General features: G+C 63.0%; 18 protein-coding genes and 1 pseudogene. 14 read left to right on the forward strand and 5 right to left on the reverse strand.

Annotation, left to right across the window (positions count from 1 at the left end):
- Positions 1-63: 63 nt before the first annotated feature.
- From flgB to cckA, 7 genes are all read left to right on the forward strand, one after another.
- Positions 64-471 (forward strand): flagellar basal body rod protein FlgB, encoded by a 408-nt coding sequence (gene flgB, locus BGN91_RS16900; RefSeq protein ID WP_292615148.1) that lies wholly within the window; start codon positions 64-66, stop codon positions 469-471.
- 29 nt (positions 472-500) lie between these two features.
- Positions 501-926 carry a flagellar basal body rod protein FlgC gene (gene flgC, locus BGN91_RS16905; protein WP_292615150.1) on the forward strand — a complete coding sequence of 142 codons (426 nt, stop codon included), beginning with the start codon at positions 501-503 and terminating at the stop codon, positions 924-926.
- A gap of 14 nt (positions 927-940) precedes the next feature.
- The gene (fliE, locus tag BGN91_RS16910) at positions 941-1,249 is read left to right on the forward strand and encodes a flagellar hook-basal body complex protein FliE (protein WP_292615151.1); all 309 of its coding nucleotides are present in this window, start codon (positions 941-943) and stop codon (positions 1,247-1,249) included.
- 221 nt (positions 1,250-1,470) lie between these two features.
- A complete protein-coding gene (fliQ, locus tag BGN91_RS16915; RefSeq protein WP_292615153.1) occupies positions 1,471-1,734 on the forward strand; it encodes a flagellar biosynthesis protein FliQ in 264 nt (87 codons plus the stop codon).
- A gap of 90 nt (positions 1,735-1,824) precedes the next feature.
- Positions 1,825-2,595 carry a flagellar biosynthetic protein FliR gene (gene fliR, locus BGN91_RS16920; protein WP_292615154.1) on the forward strand — a complete coding sequence of 257 codons (771 nt, stop codon included), beginning with the start codon at positions 1,825-1,827 and terminating at the stop codon, positions 2,593-2,595.
- Between the two features lie 342 nt (positions 2,596-2,937).
- Complete coding sequence (flhB, locus tag BGN91_RS16925; protein ID WP_292615156.1) at positions 2,938-4,017, forward strand: flagellar biosynthesis protein FlhB; 1,080 nt, start codon at positions 2,938-2,940, stop codon at positions 4,015-4,017.
- Between the two features lie 148 nt (positions 4,018-4,165).
- The gene (cckA, locus tag BGN91_RS16930; protein WP_292615157.1) at positions 4,166-6,721 is read left to right on the forward strand and encodes a cell cycle histidine kinase CckA; all 2,556 of its coding nucleotides are present in this window, start codon (positions 4,166-4,168) and stop codon (positions 6,719-6,721) included.
- A gap of 12 nt (positions 6,722-6,733) precedes the next feature.
- Here the strand turns inward: cckA and BGN91_RS16935 are convergent, their stop codons facing one another.
- Entirely contained in the window at positions 6,734-7,702 is a 969-nt protein-coding gene (locus BGN91_RS16935) for a DUF2336 domain-containing protein (RefSeq protein WP_292615159.1), read from the reverse strand.
- A gap of 135 nt (positions 7,703-7,837) precedes the next feature.
- Between BGN91_RS16935 and BGN91_RS16940 the strand changes: the two genes are divergently transcribed.
- Both BGN91_RS16940 and BGN91_RS16945 read left to right on the forward strand, forming a co-directional pair.
- A complete protein-coding gene (locus tag BGN91_RS16940) occupies positions 7,838-8,041 on the forward strand; it encodes a hypothetical protein (RefSeq protein WP_292615160.1) in 204 nt (67 codons plus the stop codon).
- A 102-nt stretch (positions 8,042-8,143) separates the two neighbouring features.
- On the forward strand, positions 8,144-8,914 hold the full coding sequence (locus BGN91_RS16945; protein WP_292615161.1) for a hypothetical protein: 771 nt from the start codon (positions 8,144-8,146) through the stop codon (positions 8,912-8,914).
- An 80-nt stretch (positions 8,915-8,994) separates the two neighbouring features.
- On the opposite strand, the gene BGN91_RS16950 is transcribed toward BGN91_RS16945, so the two are convergent.
- From BGN91_RS16950 to BGN91_RS16960, 3 genes are all read right to left on the reverse strand, one after another.
- Positions 8,995-9,573: a DUF1254 domain-containing protein gene (locus BGN91_RS16950; RefSeq protein WP_292615162.1), complete on the reverse strand. Its 579-nt coding sequence runs from the start codon at positions 9,571-9,573 to the stop codon at positions 8,995-8,997.
- Positions 9,570-10,148 carry a DUF1214 domain-containing protein gene (locus tag BGN91_RS16955; protein WP_292615163.1) on the reverse strand — a complete coding sequence of 193 codons (579 nt, stop codon included), beginning with the start codon at positions 10,146-10,148 and terminating at the stop codon, positions 9,570-9,572. Before BGN91_RS16955 ends, BGN91_RS16950 begins: the two co-directional genes overlap by 4 nt.
- Positions 10,149-10,416: 268 nt before the next feature.
- Positions 10,417-12,684: a PBP1A family penicillin-binding protein gene (locus BGN91_RS16960; RefSeq protein ID WP_292615164.1), complete on the reverse strand. Its 2,268-nt coding sequence runs from the start codon at positions 12,682-12,684 to the stop codon at positions 10,417-10,419.
- Between the two features lie 279 nt (positions 12,685-12,963).
- Here BGN91_RS16960 and BGN91_RS16965 point away from each other — a divergent pair, with 279 nt between their 5' ends.
- The 4 genes and pseudogenes from BGN91_RS16965 to BGN91_RS16980 all read left to right on the forward strand — a co-directional run.
- Positions 12,964-13,479: a YcgN family cysteine cluster protein gene (locus BGN91_RS16965; RefSeq protein WP_292615166.1), complete on the forward strand. Its 516-nt coding sequence runs from the start codon at positions 12,964-12,966 to the stop codon at positions 13,477-13,479.
- Between the two features lie 187 nt (positions 13,480-13,666).
- Positions 13,667-15,217, forward strand: coding sequence for an MDR family MFS transporter (locus BGN91_RS16970; RefSeq protein ID WP_292615168.1), 1,551 nt, complete (start codon positions 13,667-13,669; stop codon positions 15,215-15,217).
- 145 nt (positions 15,218-15,362) lie between these two features.
- Positions 15,363-15,527 carry a Flp family type IVb pilin gene (locus tag BGN91_RS16975; RefSeq protein WP_292615173.1) on the forward strand — a complete coding sequence of 55 codons (165 nt, stop codon included), beginning with the start codon at positions 15,363-15,365 and terminating at the stop codon, positions 15,525-15,527.
- 46 nt (positions 15,528-15,573) lie between these two features.
- Positions 15,574-15,852: pseudogene (locus BGN91_RS16980) on the forward strand (transposase); the annotation flags it as partial.
- Between the two features lie 423 nt (positions 15,853-16,275).
- On the opposite strand, the gene BGN91_RS16985 reads toward BGN91_RS16980, so the two are convergent.
- Positions 16,276-16,461 carry a hypothetical protein gene (locus BGN91_RS16985; RefSeq protein ID WP_292615170.1) on the reverse strand — a complete coding sequence of 62 codons (186 nt, stop codon included), beginning with the start codon at positions 16,459-16,461 and terminating at the stop codon, positions 16,276-16,278.
- Here BGN91_RS16985 and BGN91_RS16990 point away from each other — a divergent pair.
- Positions 16,460-17,065, forward strand: coding sequence for a hypothetical protein (locus BGN91_RS16990; protein ID WP_292615172.1), 606 nt, complete (start codon positions 16,460-16,462; stop codon positions 17,063-17,065). The two genes, BGN91_RS16985 and BGN91_RS16990, sit on opposite strands and share 2 nt — an antisense overlap.
- The last annotated feature ends 147 nt before the right edge of the window (positions 17,066-17,212 follow it).

A 17,212-nucleotide genomic window follows, 5' to 3' on the forward strand; every position in this document is an offset into this window, starting at 1 on the left:
GGCGGCAAATTCTGCCTACCCCCGCGGCGCATCGTCTCCGGGGGGAGGAGCGGGAGGCCCGCCGTGCCCATCAACGATATTTCCGCGCTGACGGCTCTGCGCACCCGGATGCAGTGGCATCAGGAGCGCCAGCGCGTTCTCGCCGAAAACATCGCCAACTCCGACACGCCGAATTTCAAGCCGCGCGATCTCGTGGAGCCGAAGTTCGACGCGCAGGGTGGCAACGCTTCGTCCGGCGCGACGCTGGCGATGATGAACACGACCTCCGGCCTGAATATCGCGGGTTCGGGCCCGGCCTCGAACTTCGACCAGAATCGTCATGCCGGCTTTCAGACCCGCCCCGCAGGCAACGCCGTCAACCTCGAGGATCAGATGCTCAAGGTATCGGCCAACCAGATGGACTATGCCGCCGTGACGTCGCTCTACAGCCGCAGCCTGCGCCTGCTGAAGATGGCTGTCGGCAAGGCATGACGCAGAGCTGAAGGGAAGGAGACCGCAGCATGGCAGACAATGGCGCCGACTTCATGCGATCGATGGGCATCGCGACATCCGGTCTGCGGGCGCAGGCCGGGCGGATGAGGGTGATTTCGGAAAACATCGCCAACGCCGATTCGACGGCGCAGACGCCGGGCGGCGATCCCTACCGGCGCAAGGTGCCGACCTTTTCATCGGCGCTCGATCGTGCGCTCGATGCGAAAGTGGTGACGATCGGCCGGGTCAGGCCCGACATGTCGTCGTTCCGCGTCAAGTACGAGCCGAGCAATCCGGCTGCCGACGCCAGCGGCAACGTCAAATATCCCAACGTCAATTCGCTGGTCGAAATGACCGACATGCGTGACGCGCAGCGGTCCTACGAGGCGAACGTCAACATCATCAGCGCAACGCGCCGGATGATCCAGCGCACGCTCGATATCCTCAAGTCCTGATCGGAGACCTGACCATGGCATCACCCACAGTTGCAGCAAACGCCTACGCGAGCCTCGCAAAAATGATGGGTTCCAGCGTCGCCGGCAAGACGCCGGAAGGCGACGGCCCCTCGTTCAGCGCGGTGCTCAAGGATGCGCTCGGCAGCGTGATGGAGTCGGGGCGGAAGTCCGATGCGCAGACGGTCGCCATGGCGTCGGGCAAGGCAAACCTGATGGACGTGGTGACCGCCGTGGCGGATACCGACGTCGCGGTGTCGACGCTGGTCTCGGTGCGCGACCGCGTCATCCAGTCCTACGAAGACATCATGAAGATGCCGATCTGATCGATGCTCCTTATGTCGAACCCTGAATTCTTGCTTTACCTCTCCCCGTCAGCGGGAAGAGGTCGACCGGCGACGCGCCGCGCAGACGGTCGGGTGAGGGGCGTCTGGCCAACTCTCCAAAGCCTCCCGTCACACTCTTCTCCCCGCGGGCGGGGAGAAGCAGCGCACCTCGGCTCGCCGATGCTGCGTCGTTCCTTATCTGGCCGAAAAGAGGGTTTGTCATGACCGGCGCCGAAACACTGGACGTTGCGCGCGATGCTATCTGGACCATCGTTCTGGTCTCGGGACCGCTGCTGGGCGTCGGCCTGATCGTCGGCGTCGCCATTTCGCTGATCCAGGCATTGACGCAGATCCAGGAGCAGACGCTGGTGTTCGTGCCGAAAATCCTGGCCATTTTTGTCACGCTGGTGCTGGCGTTGCCGTTCATGGCCGATGCGTTGCACGCCGAAATGATACGGATTTCGTCGCGAATCATCGGCGGTTGATGCACAAGGCCGCAGGCGCGAATGTGACGTTCGTGATCCGCTCGCTGCAAGCTCCCGACGCGAATGCCGGGATAGCACCTCAAGGGCGCCATGCGTATCGATATCTCGCTTCTGCCCGCTCTTGGCGCCGCCTTCATGCTGGTGTTCGCCCGCATCGGCGCGATGGTGATGCTGTTGCCGGGCTTCGGCGAGGTCTTCATTCCGGTGCGGGTCAAGCTTGCTATCGCCTTGCTTCTCACGCTCATTATCCTGCCGCTGCATCGTGCCGCCTACCACGTCGACATGCAGTCGGCCGCGCCGCTGGCGGTCCTGTTGGTGCATGAGATCATCATCGGCGTGGTGCTGGGCGCCACAGCGCGGGTCACGCTCGCGGCATTGCAGGTCGCGGGCTCGATCATCGCGCAGCAGCTCGGGCTTGGATTCGTCACGTCGATCGATCCGACTCAGGGCCAGCAAGGCGCACTGATGGGCAACTTCCTGACCATTCTGGGCATCGCGATGCTGTTCGCGACCGACACGCACTATCTGGTCATCACAGCGCTGAACGAGAGCTACAGGATTTTCTCGCCGGGCGAACTGATGCCGAGCGGCGACGTGGCGGCGCTGGCGACCCGCGCTTTCGCCGCTGCTTTCAAGATCGGCCTGCAACTGTCGGCGCCATTTCTGGTGTTCGGACTGGTCTTCAATATCGGGCTTGGCGTGCTGGCGCGGTTGATGCCTCAGATGCAGGTCTATTTCATCGGCGTGCCGCTCTCGATCCTCATCGGCTTCATGATTCTCGCCGCCGTGCTGGTGTCCATGATGGGGACCTATATGGATTATTTTGTCGGCGTGATGCGCGATCTGACGTTGTCGAACTAGTGGAGTGAATTTGACATTCGCTACCCACTTTGCAGCGAACTTGTCAGGCGAATGTCAAATTCAAAACTCCGCTAGAAACCTGATAGTTGCTAGTGGTCCTTTGATTCTAACATTTGCAAGGACTCCCTGCGGCAACGGGATGCAAATGTTAGAATTGGACCACTAGCGTGGCGGTTCAGAAGTTCGCTCCCAGTGTCTCTGAGAGTCCGTCAAGCGAACTTCTGAACCCAAACCACACTAGAATCATAAAGTTGGTAGTGTCCCTTTGATTCCGAGGTTCGCATCAAAGGTTGCTGCGAGGGTATGCGAACTTCGGAATCGGGACACTAGGACACGGCGACGATGGCCGACGAGAGCGACGAGACCGAAAAGACAGAAGACCCGACGCAAAAACGTCTCGATGACGCGATCGAGCGCGGCGACGTCGTCAAGAGCCAGGAGGTCAACACCTGGTTCGTGATCGCCGGTGCGACGCTGGTGCTGTCGACCTTCGCAGGCTCTGTCGGCGGCGGGTTCGAGGTGCCGCTGCGCAACCTGATCGCCAACTCCTGGCAGATCCGAACCGACGGCCCCGGTCTGCTGGCGCTCGCCGCGCAGATCGAATACGCCCTTGTCGCCGCGCTCGGCCTGCCGCTGCTGATGCTGGTGCTGGCCGCTATTGCCGGCAATATCGTTCAGCACCGCTTCGTCTGGTCGGGGGAGGCGCTGAAGCCGAAGCTCAGCAAGATTTCGGTGGTCTCCGGCGCCAAGCGGATCTTCGGCAAGCAGGCGGCCGCGAACTTCGCCAAGGGACTTTTCAAGGTGCTGGCGCTCGGCGCGGTCATGACGGCGGTGCTGTGGCCGGAGCGCTCGCGGCTCGACGCCCTGGTGCGGCTCGATCCGAACGCCATCCTCCCCACCACCAAAACGCTGACGCTGCAATTGCTCGGTGCGGTGGTCGCGATGCTCGCGCTGGTCGCGATCGGAGACTACCTGCTGCAGTACCGGCAGTGGTTCGAACGGCAGAAGATGTCGCTGCGGGAGATCAAGGAGGAGTTCAAGCAGTCGGAAGGCGATCCGCACATCAAGGCCCGGATCAGGCAGTTGCGGTTCGCGCGCATGAAGAAGCGCCTGATGGCTGCGGTGCCGAAGGCCTCGGTCATCATCACCAACCCGACGCACTATTCGGTCGCGTTGTCCTACGAGCGCGGCATGTCGGCGCCGGTCTGCGTGGCCAAGGGCATGGACAATATCGCGCTCAGGATCAGGGAAATCGCCCGCGAGCACGACATTCCGATCGTCGAAAACGTGCCGCTGGCCCGCGCGCTGTACGCCACCGTCGAGGTCGACGACGAGATTCCGGCGGAGCACTATCACGCGGTCGCCGAAATCATCGGCTACGTCATGGGCCTGAAGCGCGGCTTTTCGGGGCGCCGAATCTGATACCGGCAGCCGTTTGGGAAGAGGATCCGGATGGGGGAAATGGCGGGAATGAGCCCATGAGGTGCTTGCGCTGGCGGGTCCGATTCAGGCACTCAGGGCCAGGCGCACGCGCATTCCGCGCCCGCTGCGACAGGCCCCGCCGGACTCCATGACGCCCGATCCCGATATCGATTCGCCGCAGGTCGCGCAGGAACCGGCGCGGCGGAGCGGCAGCATCCTGCTGGTCCTTCTGGTTGCGGGCGCAATCGTCGCGGCGGCGGTGGCGTTCATGACGCTCGGGCATGCCAATGCCCAGCCTTATATCCTGGCGCTGCTGGCGCTATTGGCGATGGTCGGCCTGTTCACGCTGTTCGCATTCGCGGCCGGCATCGTCCGCTTCGCCGACCGCACCGCCGATGATCCGCTGATGCGCCCGGTCGCCGATCACGCCTTCGACGGCATTGCGATCACCGATGCCGGCGGACACATCGTTTATGCCAACTCCGCCTATCTCAACCTGACGGGCGCCACCTCGATGCAGGATGTGCGGCCGGTGGAGCGCGTCTTCATCGGCAACCCCGACGTCTCCGAGGCGGTGTTCCGGCTGCTGAAGGCCGCGCGCGAAGGCAAGCGCCAGCAGGAAGAGGTGCGCGTCGCCGCCGCCGACGGCGAGCACGGCCGCTGGCTGCGGCTGCGGGTCCGTCCGCTCGGCCAGGCGAAGCGGCAGTCTCGACATGCCGTGTGGTCGATCGCCGACATCACCCGCGACCGCGAGCGGCAGGAAGACGTGTTCCAGGAATTGCGCCATGCGATCGAATATCTCGATCATGCGCCATGCGGTTTCTTCTCGGTCAATCCGTCGGGCGATCTCGCCTACGTCAATGCGACGCTGGCCAACTGGCTGGATCACGATCTCGCGGAGATCGGTTCGGGCGGCTTGAAACTCACCGATGTCGTCTCCGGCGACGGCGCCGCGCTGTTGACCTCGATCGTCGCGGCACCCGGCGAAGTCAAAACCGAAGTCTTCGATGTCGACCTGCGGATGCGCAACGGCAAGACCATGCCCGCGCGTCTCTATCACAAGCTGGCGTTCGGCGCCGACGGCGTGCCTGGTCCCTCCCGAACGCTGGTGATCAGTCGCGCCCGCGACGAGCGGGTCGATCCGCAGCGCGCGGCGGAAGTGCGCTTCATGCGCTTCTTCGATCATACGCCGATGGCGATCGCCACCGTCGACAAGTCCGGCGCCGTGGGTCGAGCCAATGCGCGCTTCGCGAAACTCGCGCAAAGCCTCAGCTCGGACGGCGCGTCGGCCAAATCGATTCTCGCCGCGGTGAACGAGCGCGATCGCGGCCAGTTGAGCGCGGCCATTCAGGCTGCGGCGGAAGGGCAGGGCGATATTCCGCCGGTGGAATTGATGCTCGTCGGCGCGCGCGAGCGCTGGGGACAGTTTTTCGTCACCGCGGTGGAGGACGACGATCGCGATGCTGAAGCCGCGATCGTGTATGTGCTGGAGACGACCGAGCGGCGAACGCTGGAAAACCAGATCAATCAGTCGCAGAAGATGGAATCGGTCGGCCAGCTTGCAGGCGGCATCGCGCACGATTTCAACAACGTGCTGTCCGCGATCATGATGGCGAACGACTTCCTGCTGAACGCGCACAAGCCGACCGATCCGTCGTTCCAGGACATCATGCAGATCAAGCAGAACGCCAACCGCGCCGCCGCTCTGGTGCGGCAGTTGCTGGCGTTCTCGCGGCGGCAGACCTTGCAGCCGAAGGTGCTCGACCTCGGCGACACACTGAGCGACATCGGCATGCTGCTCAAGCGATTGATCGGCGAGAAGGTCACGTTCCCGGGTGTCGTACACGGGCGGGACCTTTGGCCGGTCAAGGCGGACGTCTCGCAATTCGAGCAGGTGATCGTCAACCTCGTGGTCAACGCACGCGATGCCATGCCGAACGGCGGCAAGCTCGCGATCCGCACCGCCAACGTTCCGGCCGGCGAGGTCGCGGCGTTCGCCTGCAAGGGGATGCCGGCCGCGGATTACGTGCTGGTCGAGGTCAGCGACACCGGCACCGGCATTCCACCCGACATCGTCGACAAGATCTTCGAGCCGTTCTTTTCCACCAAGGAGGTCGGCAAGGGCACCGGCCTCGGGCTGTCGACGGTCTACGGGATCGTCAAGCAGACCGGCGGCTTCATCTACGTCGATTCCAAAGCGGGCGAGGGGACCACGTTCCGCATTTTCCTGCCGCGCCATCACCCCGAGACGGATGCCCGGCCCGATGCCGCAGCCGGCGGGCCTTCAAGAGACTCGTCCGCTCCGGCCAAGCCTGCGTCCGGCGACCTGACCGGGCAGGGCACCATCCTGCTGGTCGAGGACGAAGACGGCCTGCGTTCGCTGAATGCGCGCGGCCTGCGCTCGCGCGGTTACAGCGTCATCGAGGCCGCCAACGGCATCGAGGCGCTGGAAGCGTTCGACGAGAAGAACGGCGCCGTCGATCTCGTCGTCTCGGACGTGGTGATGCCGGAGATGGACGGTCCCGCGCTATTGCGCGAAATGCGCAAGCGCAACCCGAATCTCAAGATCATTTTCGTATCGGGTTATGCCGAAGAAGCGTTCGACAAGAGTCTGCCGGAGAACGAACAGTTCGCCTTCCTTGCGAAACCCTTTGCGCTCAGCGCTCTGGTCGCGAAGGTCAAGGAAACGATGGCGCCGACGTGAGCGTCCGTGTTTTCAACCGTCCGATCCATCACGGTCCGTTCCGTGCCGGATCACCGTGGCGGTGCCTGGCTGGGCAACGCCAGGACGGATGTGCGCCGGCCTTGTTCTGATGCGATAGCGCTCGTCGTCATAAAGCGCGGGACGATATTTGGCCCGCGCCTCGGTCATTGTCGCTCCGCGCCAGGCCGCCAGCAAGATCCGGGCCGAGCGTTCGTCGAGCAGGTCATAGAGCCGTGACAGCCGGTACACCGCGATGACGGAGGTGCCGATGGCGGGATCGAGGAACAGCAGAACCTGCTGGTAGATTTTCGAGGGCATGCCGATGGCCTTGGCGGCGCAGGCGAGCGGCTCGCCGCCCGGATCCTTCACCACCCGTTCGGCGATCCGGGCGGGCAGGATCAGCGTCTCGCCGAGTTCGGTCGTGAAGTTATCGACGTCGGATGCGAATGCCGCCATGTGAAGGGTCTCGATCGCGCGTGCGGCCCGCGACGGATGGATGCGCGGCGATGGCCGCAGCGGCGCTGTCGCCAGGTTTTGCAGGATCAGGGCGCGATCCCTGGCGTTCGCGGCGAAGAACATCTCGCTGATTTCGGAGCCGTCGCGCGGCTCCATCGACAGCGCCGCGATTGTACGAGGTTTCGTCTCCGCGGCCGGCGAGGGAGCCGGCCGGGAGGACGGCGCGGTTTTAGTCGCTCGCGGCTGGGACGCTGCATGAAGCCGGAGCTTGCTCATGATCGCCGCCGGCGTCCGTGGATAGATCGACAGGCGGGCGCGCACCGCGGCGCGGGTGGCGTCGTCGACCTGATCGATGAGGCGCGAGGTGAGTTCGACGAAGTGTTGCTCCTCCTCGGCGGAGTGCGTGGCTGTCTGCACGTACAGGTCGGTCAGCACCCGCAGCAGCGTCGGACGGATGTCGACGCCGTCCCGGCGGGACAGCGTCAACAACCCGTCGAAGCCGGGAAACATCGGAGGTGCGGTCATGTCGGCGTACGCTTATGGAGACAACTCGCCTCAATCTAGCGAGGCGGCTTTAACAGGCCGTTAACCATGCCCGGTTCTAAATCCCGACGCGGCGCCGCCGAAATCGGTCCGGCGCGGGGCGAGGAGACACTGGGGATGGGCACCGTTATCGCGTTTCCGGCCGATGCGGCTTCGCGGCCGGGATCAACGATGGATCGCTCGGCGGACCGCGCGATGGGGATCGTTGTGATTCTGCCGGTCGTCCGCATCGACCGCGAGAGTGAGGAGACCAGCGGGGGACGCGGTCCCGAGGAGGGCGCGGCCCCGGGCCGCCGTCGCCGCCGCCGCGCCCGATCCTGATTCCCCGGAGTACAGATCGATGCCGGTGAATCGGCTGGAGCGGTTCGCGTGAAGAAAACGCGGCAAATAAAAGAGCCCGGCCTTGATTCTATCAAAGCCGGAATGGCTCCGGTGAAACCGGCAGGTCCATTCCTCCCGCGCCTCCTTTCGATTGTTTCCGTGATTCTTTTCGGCGCAACGCTTGCCGCATGCAGCGGCGGCGACTTCGGCCGTGTTCGTCAAGATGTCCGCAACGACGACATGCATCGTTGGATGGGTGCGGAAGCGACCGGCAGCATCGGCCGGCCACCCTCACGATTCCAGCTCACGGACAATGAGCGGATGTTGCGCGATCTCGCCTATCCGCTGGTCGAGCCGCCGCATTCGCGGCCGGCCTGGAAGAGCGTGTTCGGCGACTATGACCCGTTCGCGCCGCCGTGGCGGCAGAAGCCCGCATTCGACCGCAGCGCCTACGGCCGTCAGTTGATCGACGAGCCGCATCGCTCCCACGCCTCGCGCTATGCGCAACTGATCGACGATGTCCGCGACGACATCACCCGCTTCGATCCTTTCTTCAACACCGCGCGGCAAGTCTTTGATCTCGACAGCAAACGCAAGGCGAGTCTGAATCTCGTGTCTGATCTGTCGCGGCGCGAGCGTTCGGATGCCGTCGCGCGCATGGAAGAGAACACCCTGATCGTGCAGTGGGTGCAGCAGTGCCTGGAGCAGCGGATCGCGTCCTACCGCTGGGCGCTCGAGCATCTGGTTATTCAAGCGCCGGACGGCGTGGCGGCCGATGCCGATCGTCTGATCGGGCAGCTTGCGGCGCTGACGGCCAATCCTCCGGTCACCGCAGCGCCGGTGGTCGGCCGCGCCCTGCGCACGCGCGGATAGAGCCTGTCATCCGGCCGTGATTCGCGCGGGTCCGTTGGCGGCGTCCGGCATGACAGCGGAAAAGCTCGACGGTTTTCAACCTATCGCTTCGCCTCGGGCTTCACCATGGGCGGCTCGGTCTGTAACCGGCACTTTGCAGCGGAGAGGGAGGCTTTCGCCTGCTCCATCATGCCCGGCTCCGGCGCCAGCGCCTTCAGAACGATCAGTCCCGTCGTCGAGGGCGAATCGATGATGAGCCGGTCCGCCGCCGTGACGTCTTCCTCCTCGGGCAGTTCCGCGTGCTGGGCTTCGGTCATCAGGTTGAGCTCGATCACCTTGCGTCCGGCGGAACGGTCGTTGATGGCGTAATAGGCGACGTCGCTGCGGGTGTAGAACGACACCGAGGTGTAGGCCTGGCTCACCGGCACGGTCAGCTTGATTGATCCGGCAGACAGGTCATAGCGGCAGACCGCGATGGCAAAGGCCGGGTCCATGAACGGCATCGGCGAAACGCCGGGATCGGCGGGCGGCAGCGGCGTCACCGCGTTCACCGCGGTCATCGCCGTCAGCCGCGAATAGGCGTCCTGCGAGGCGATCCGCGGTAACGCCAGCACGCTGACGAGATGCACGACGCCGCCAAGCAGGATGCCGCCGACGACCGCAAGCAGCACGCGGATCATGAGCATTCTCCGGTCGCGACAGAAGGCATCGGCGCGTCGCGCTGGGTTCGCGTCGCGACCCCGACCGGAGTGTCATAGAGTCGAAGCATCAGCACGTAGCGCTCGATGCCGCCGGTCGGCAGCCAGTTGCCGGCGCGCGCGCGCGCGGCCACGTTCACCACGAAAGAGCCGTCGGAGTTTCGCACGATCTCCTCGCTGGTGAAGCCGTAGCGTTGCAGCGAGTTGGCCACCAGATGGCCCTTGCGGTCGTAGAGCGTCAACGTCCAGAACCGCGCCGCCGGGGTCACGCCGCTGACGACGACGTCACAGCGGCCGTCAAGCGGGCGCTTGTCGTCGGAGGTGGTCGCGAGAAACGCGATGCCGTCTCCGGTTCCGATCGGCAGTTCGCCACTGCGCGCAATCGCGGCGCGCGAATAGGGATCGATATCGGCGGATCCGCTTCGTGGCCTTGCGGTCCATGCGCCGATTGTCAGCGTGCCCAGATCGGTGCCGCGCGTCGCGGTGATCCAGGTGGCTCCGAGTCCGACCGCGGTGGCAAGGCCGAACGCCAGCAAGGTGATCAAAATCAGCCGCACGGGTCGGCGCTCCGGTTTTCGAAGTTCGCAAAGGACTCGCTCAACTCCTTTGATGCGAACCGCAGAATCAAAGGACCGTTATGATATTAGGCTTCCGGTCCGGTTTCGAGTTGAAGTTCCGAGTTGAAGGTCATGGAGTCTTTCCACTTCATGAAATCAGAAGCGAGGCTCCCCGTTCAACGCGTTGTCCGCACGCGAACCGGCCTCCGGCTCCGGTCAAGTCCGAGGACATGCTTCGCTCGGAAACGAGGGGCCACCGGATCATGCGTCAGTTCTTGCGTGGCGCGGGGCTCGTCCGGCCGCCGGACGTTGCGGCCGCAAGACTTTCGGAAAACGCCGCGGCGCCGGACGAATAGGCAGCAGGCGAGGCGGAGGGGGCCGCCGAGGTTTTTCCGACCGTCTTGGCGGCTTCATCCAGCATCTTTTCCACACGCACCAGAATCTCGGCCCCGCGCTTGGTCAGGATGGGCGGCGGCGCGGGACTCGCGTTGTCGTCGCCTGCGACTTTGGCGCTGTCGGCTGCGGTCGGCTTCGCCGGCGCGGCGACGCCAGGGATGTCCTTGATTTCGACGCCACGATGCGCGGCCGTCATGATGTCGTGCCAGGTCTGGGCAGGCAGCGCGCCGCCGGTGAGGCGGTTGGTGGGCGAGTAGTCGTCGTTGCCGTACCAGACGCCGCAAACGAAGTTGCCGGTGTAGCCGACGAACCAGGCGTCACGATAGGCGTTGGTGGTGCCGGTCTTGCCCGCCGCCGGAATGCCGTCGAGGATGGCGCGGCGCGCGGTGCCTTCGCTGACGACGTGGCTCATCATGCCGGCCATGTCGGCGGCGACCGACGCTGGAATGATCTGACGCGGCTTGGGGCCGTCACGGTCGTAGCGCCAGACCAGATCGCCTGCGCCGGTGCGGACTTCCAGAACCGCGTGCGGCGTAACCGCCTTGCCTTTGTTCGGAAACGCCACATAGGCGACGGCGTGCTCGAGCACGTTGACCTCGTCGGCGCCGATCGGCAGCGAGGGCGTGTCCGGCAGCGGCGTGACAATGCCGAACTTGCGGGCGACCGCGACGATCTTGGCGCGTCCGGCCTTGGCCGGGTTCTTCTCGCCCTTGCCGAGAGCGATCGAAAGCTTCACCGGCACCACATTGATCGAGCGAGTCAACGCCTGGGTCAGCGTCACCGTGCCGGAATAGGAATGTCCGTAGTTCTGCGGGCACCAGTTGCCGATGCAGACGGGGCCGTCGACGATCGTGGATGTCGGCTTGAAGCCGTTGAGCAGCGCGGTGGTGTAGACGTACGGCTTGAACGACGATCCGGGCTGACGCATGGCGTCGGTCGCGCGATTGAACTGGCTCGCGCCATAGTCGCGGCCGCCGACCATCGCGCGCACGCCGCCGTCGAGATCGGCGACCACGGTTGCGGCCTGGGTCGCATGATAGTCGCGGCCGAATTGCCGCAACTGGTTCTCGATCGCCTCTTCCGCGGCGTGCTGCACGTTCATGTCGATGGCGGTGCGCACCACGAACACACGCTCGGTATAGGAGCGCGGAAAGGTATCGACCAGCTTGCGCATCTCGTCGAACGCCCAATCGAGATAATAGTTCGGCGAGTTCTCGTCGCGGCGGTCGACCGCGGTGGCGGGATTGCGCCGCGCGCCGAACACCTGTCCCTCGGTCATGAATCCGGCGTCGACCATGTTGTCGAGCACCTGGTTGGCGCGGGCGCGGGCCGCGGGCAGGTTGATGTGCGGGGCGTATTTGGTCGGTGCTTTGAACAGGCCTGCGAGCATAGCGGCTTCGGCGAGATTGATGTCGCGCACCGACTTGTTGAAATAGAAATGCGCCGCGCCGTCGACGCCGAAAGTGCCGCCGCCCATGTAGGCGCGGTCGAGATAGAGCTTCAGGATCTCGTTTTTGGTCAGGCGGGTTTCCAGCCAGATGGCGAGAAAGGCTTCGTTGACCTTGCGCTCGATGGTGCGTTCGTTTGAAAGAAACAAGTTCTTCGCGAGCTGCTGGGTGATGGACGATCCGCCCTGCCGCACGCCGCCGGCCTGCGCATTGGTGACCAGCGCGCGGAAGGTGCCGCCGACGTCGATGCCGAAGTGATCGTAGAAGCGGCGGTCCTCGGTCGCGAGCGTCGCTTTGATCAGGTTGTCGGGGAATTCCTCGAGCGGAATCGAATCGTTGTGCTTGATGCCGCGGCTGCCGATCGGATTGCCGTAGCGATCGAGGAACGTGACCGCGAGATCGGATTTCTTCAGCCAGTCCTCGTCGGCGGTTTCGCGGAACGCCGGCTGCGCCAGCGCCAGCAGGACGATCAGGCCGCCGAGGCCGAGCGTTGCAGCTTCCGATAAAGGCTCGATGAATACCCAGCGTTTCCAGCGGCCGACATAGAAACGGTCCATGAAGGTGGAGAAGCGCTCGTAAAGTTCCCGCGCGCCGACCGCAGAAGAGAACAGTGTCGAATCAACGCGCGCGTCGAAGTCCAGCAGGAAATGCCGGATTCGCTTTTTCCAATCCGAGGGCAGGATGTTGCGCACCAGGGGCCTGTGACCGATCTGCGGCGTGGCGGCGCCCCGTCCGGCGCCGTCGGCACGTCATGCAAGAGTGTTGCGGCAAACCCAAGGCACACAAAATCAACGGATGGAACATCATCCGCGTGCTCGGGAAAGCGTTTCTTTCTATCCGAGCAGGGGTGATAAACCAATGGCCGGTTGCACGTTCGAACAGCATTGCCCCGGGACCGTGAATGCGCTTGCGCGGGGCGCGGCTACAGCCCATAGAAATTGCGATTTCTCAGTCGAAGCAAGAAGCGAAGCATGACGCAACGATCCTCGCGCTCGTCGGAACAGGCCGGATTCTTCTGGAAGACCAAGACCTTGGAAGAAATGTCCAGCGCCGAATGGGAGAGCCTGTGCGACGGCTGCGCACGTTGCTGCCTGGAAAAGCTCGAGGACGAAGACACCGGCGATATCTATTTCACCCATGTCTCCTGCCGGCTCCTGGATGCCGGACTTTGCGCCTGCAAGGATTATGCGAACCGCTCCGGGCAGGTTCCGGACTGCGTTCGCCTGACGCCTGAAAACGTTCGCAGCCTGAACTGGTTGCCGCCGAGCTGCGGTTACCGGCTGGTCGCGGAAGGACGCGACCTCTACTGGTGGCATCCGCTGATTTCCGGCGACCGCAACACGGTGCACGAGGCGGGGGTCTCGGTGCGAGGCCGGGTGCGCGGCACCGAAAACGAGATTCCCGATTCGGAGCTCGAGGATCATATCGTGCAGTGGCCGGTCCGGTTGTCCAAGCGCGCCCGGCTGAAAAATCGGCCGCGGAGCTAAGTCCTTATTCATCACATGTTTGCGATTGAGTGTCCGCAGACGCTCTTGGGCCGCGGCAGCGCTGTCCGAACGCGACTGCGCGCGTTATAATGTCGTTATAGATAATACGAAATGACGCAGTCATTCGTCCTTCCATCATTCGCCCTTCGCTTTCCTGCCATTTCAGCCGAAAATTTGTCTTCCTCACATGAACAAACTGGATCAGCCCGGTCGGGATCTGTCCGCTCCACGGATTTCGGCCGGTGACAGTTCCCGCGAAGCCGCCACGCATTCCACGGACGATTCCGATGCGCCGTGGATCGCGCCTCCGGTTCCGCTGAGCCGGAGCGAAGTCCGTACCATCCTGGTCAGCCTGATGCTGACCATGTTTCTGGCGGCGCTCGACCAGACCATCGTCGCGACCGCGCTGCCCACCATCGGCCGCCAGTTTCACGACGTCAGCACCCTGTCGTGGATCATCACGGCGTATCTGTTGGCGTCGACCGCGGTCGCGCCGGTGTTCGGCTCGCTGAGCGACATCTATGGCCGCCGCGCCATGATCATCACCGCGCTCAGCCTGTTCATTGCCGGATCGGTGCTTTGCGCGCTGGCGCCGAATATCGCGACGCTGATCGTCGCGCGCGGGGTGCAGGGCCTCGGCGGCGGCGGCATCCTGCCGGTGGTGCAAACCGTGATCTCCGACGTGGTGACGCCGCGCGAGCGCGGCCAGTATCAGGCTTATTTCAGCGGTGTGTGGACCGCGGCGGGCATCGCCGGCCCGGTGCTTGGCGGGGTGTTCGCGGAGCACCTGCACTGGTCGATGATCTTCTGGATCAACGTGCCGCTCGGCGTCGTCTCACTGGCGATGCTGCTGCCGAAGATGGAAAAAATCCCGGTGTTCCATCGCCGCCGCAAGGTGGACTGGATCGGCGGAGCGCTGCTGATGGCGTCCGCCGTGGTGTTCATGCTGGTGCTGACCTGGGGCGGCAATCGTTTCGCCTGGCTGTCGCCGACGATCGCCGCCATGCTTGGCGCCTCGCTCGCCCTTGCCGCGGGCTTCGTCTGGCACGCGCACAGGACGTCGGAACCGTTTCTGCCGTTGTCGCTGATTGGCGGCCCGGTTGTCCCTTATGCAATCGCCGCCGGCGCCTTCGGACTCGGCGCCATCGTCGGGATCACCGTGCATCTGCCGCTGTACTATCAGGTGGTTCACCATCTCGACGTCAGCGAATCCGGATTGGCGTTGATTCCGATTGCCGCGATCTCGACCGGCGGCGCCGCGCTTGCCGGCCGCACCATGACGCGCACGGTCCACTACAAGCGGGTAGCGATTGTCGGGACCGCGTTCGCCGCCGTCATCGCCGCGATCCTGGCGATATTCGTGATGCCGCTGTGGCCGCTGCTGGTGCTGCTCTCGCTATTCGCCTTCGGTCTCGGCACCATATTTCCGGTCACCGTAGTGTCGCTGCAGAACGCGGTGGCGCGCCCGCAGGTCGGCACCGTCACCGGCGCGATGAATTTCTTCCGCGCGCTAGCCTCGTCGTTCGCTGTCGTCGCCTTCGCCGCTATCCTGCTGATGATCCTGGGCGCAAATATCTCGATCGGCCAGGACGGCGGCCATCAGATCAATGCGATCTCGGCGTCCGACCTGACAGCGGCGTTCCGCTATGTGTTTGCCGCCGCAGGAGCGATGCTCGCAGGCGCGGCGCTGCTTCTCATATTGATGGAGGAGCGGCCGCTCGCAGGTCCGGGGGCATGATGCGCCGGTAGAATTTCGCCATCGGATTTAAGCATTCATTGAGGGTATCGCTTAAGGATCTGTGCAATCATTCGCGTTTAAGTTGCCGGTTCCCAGCAACGCGCGAGAATCCGCGCAGGATCGATCGGAGTGGGCAGTGCGGTTCATTGCAAAGCTTGCGTCGGATTTTTTGCGCGACGAGTCGGGTACGACCGCGATCGAATATGCGCTGATTGCGAGTTGCATCAGCATCGTCATCCTGGTCGCGGTCACCGGCATCGGCAGTTCCGTCAACGGTCGTTTTGTCGCCGTAGGCAACGGGCTGAAATAAGGCTCCGGGCGGCGACCGTCGTAAGGCAGGCCCTACACCAAGACCGGAGTTTGGCGACCATCAAACGATGAACCGCAGCGGGCGCGAATACGTGAGCGCCGCTGGCTTCACCACAAACAACGTCGAAAACTTCTTTGGCGTCTTCAAGCGCGGCATGCGCGGGACTACACGTTCTGCGGCGAACAGCACTTGCAGCCTTACCTGACCGGAATTTCAATTCCGCTACAACAATCGTTCCGGCCTTGGCGTGACTGACGGGGAACGGACGGCGAAAGCTCTCAAGGGTATAGAGGGCAAGCGCCTGACGTATCGGCCGACTAACTAAGATCAGTAGCAAGCGACACGCCGAAAAGCGTTTCCGCGCATGGCGAAAACGATTCGACTTTAGGTAGAGACTCGGCCCATCATTGAAACGTGCGACCGTTCGGAAGCGAAAGGTGGTTCCTGCGCCAATGCGAGTGGCCCCGCACAGCCCGTGCCTTTACGACCAGATGCGAAAGCTGGCGCTCATACCGCCGGGGGAGTTCGCGGACCCCACAGAGTGATTCTGAGAGGTGGGTAAAGGAAACCACGCGGGGCCATTTGCGGCGGTTCTAGAACGCCAATGATGGGCCGATGCGCCCATGAACGACGGCTTATTCGTTCGATGGGAGCTTCACCGCAGACCTTTTGGGTTAGCGGCGCGCTGCTACCCGGAGGACCCGAGATGCGAAAGCAACTCATCATCCGGTGTTCAATCAAAGTGGACTTAGCCGCGTGCCTTAGGGCTATTGCGGTCTTTGTTTATCTTTTGAGCTGAACGAGAGCGGGAGCCGACTTCGGTTGGCTCCCGCTTTTTCCCAACCTTCATTTCCTCGCGCGGCTTAGGCTTCATCCGCACGAGAGCGCCCATAAGCGCTTTTGTACCGCTGAGATGATCTTTGGATTTTGCCATGCCACCAATCTTAGGAAAAGACGGTTTCAATGTAAGCGAGATGTCAAATTCCCAAAAGGAGTTTCATTTGGCATTTGGCCAAGCCATGGGGCAATGGTCCTTAATAGAAGAACGTCTGAGCTACTGGTTTCAGGACTCGACTGGTCTTCCGTACGAAATGGCGCGCTCTATATTTTTCTCACCACGCGTATTTCAATCCAGAACAGACATTTTAGAGGCCGCTCTGGAACACCCATATCGCCTATGCGAATGCTCAGTTCGATTCGCGAGGGGAGCCATTAAAAAATCACTTCAATTTAATAGCTTCCGCAACTCCTTGGCGCACGGCGAGCAAACCTTTGATGCCAGATCGAACTCCCCGACGTTTAAACAGACCATCCTGATTTCAGGCAGAAAACATCCTGAACTAGCAGCAGCAACTGCTGTAACAGTCGCAAAGTTACGAATTGCCTCAGAAAATTTCAGAGAACTAGCGAAGGTCCTCATGGACGCGACAGGATTCGTTAATGGAACGCCTGACGCAGTGCAGCCCGAAGAATGCCTTCGACAAGTGAATGCGATGCCCAATCAGGCAGATTCTCCGAGACACGCCCAGACTGCATAAGAACGAGTACGCCCGCTTCGATCATTTCGGGCGTGACTTCTATTTTTTCCAATTGATCCTGTGCTGTCCCTCACAGTGCACTTACAAACCTGACATTCCGGGCGGCGACCGTCGTAACGCAAATATTCCTAGGAAAATATCCCTTGA

Source organism: Nitrobacter sp. 62-13, assembly GCF_001896955.1.
GTDB lineage: Bacteria > Pseudomonadota > Alphaproteobacteria > Rhizobiales > Xanthobacteraceae > Nitrobacter.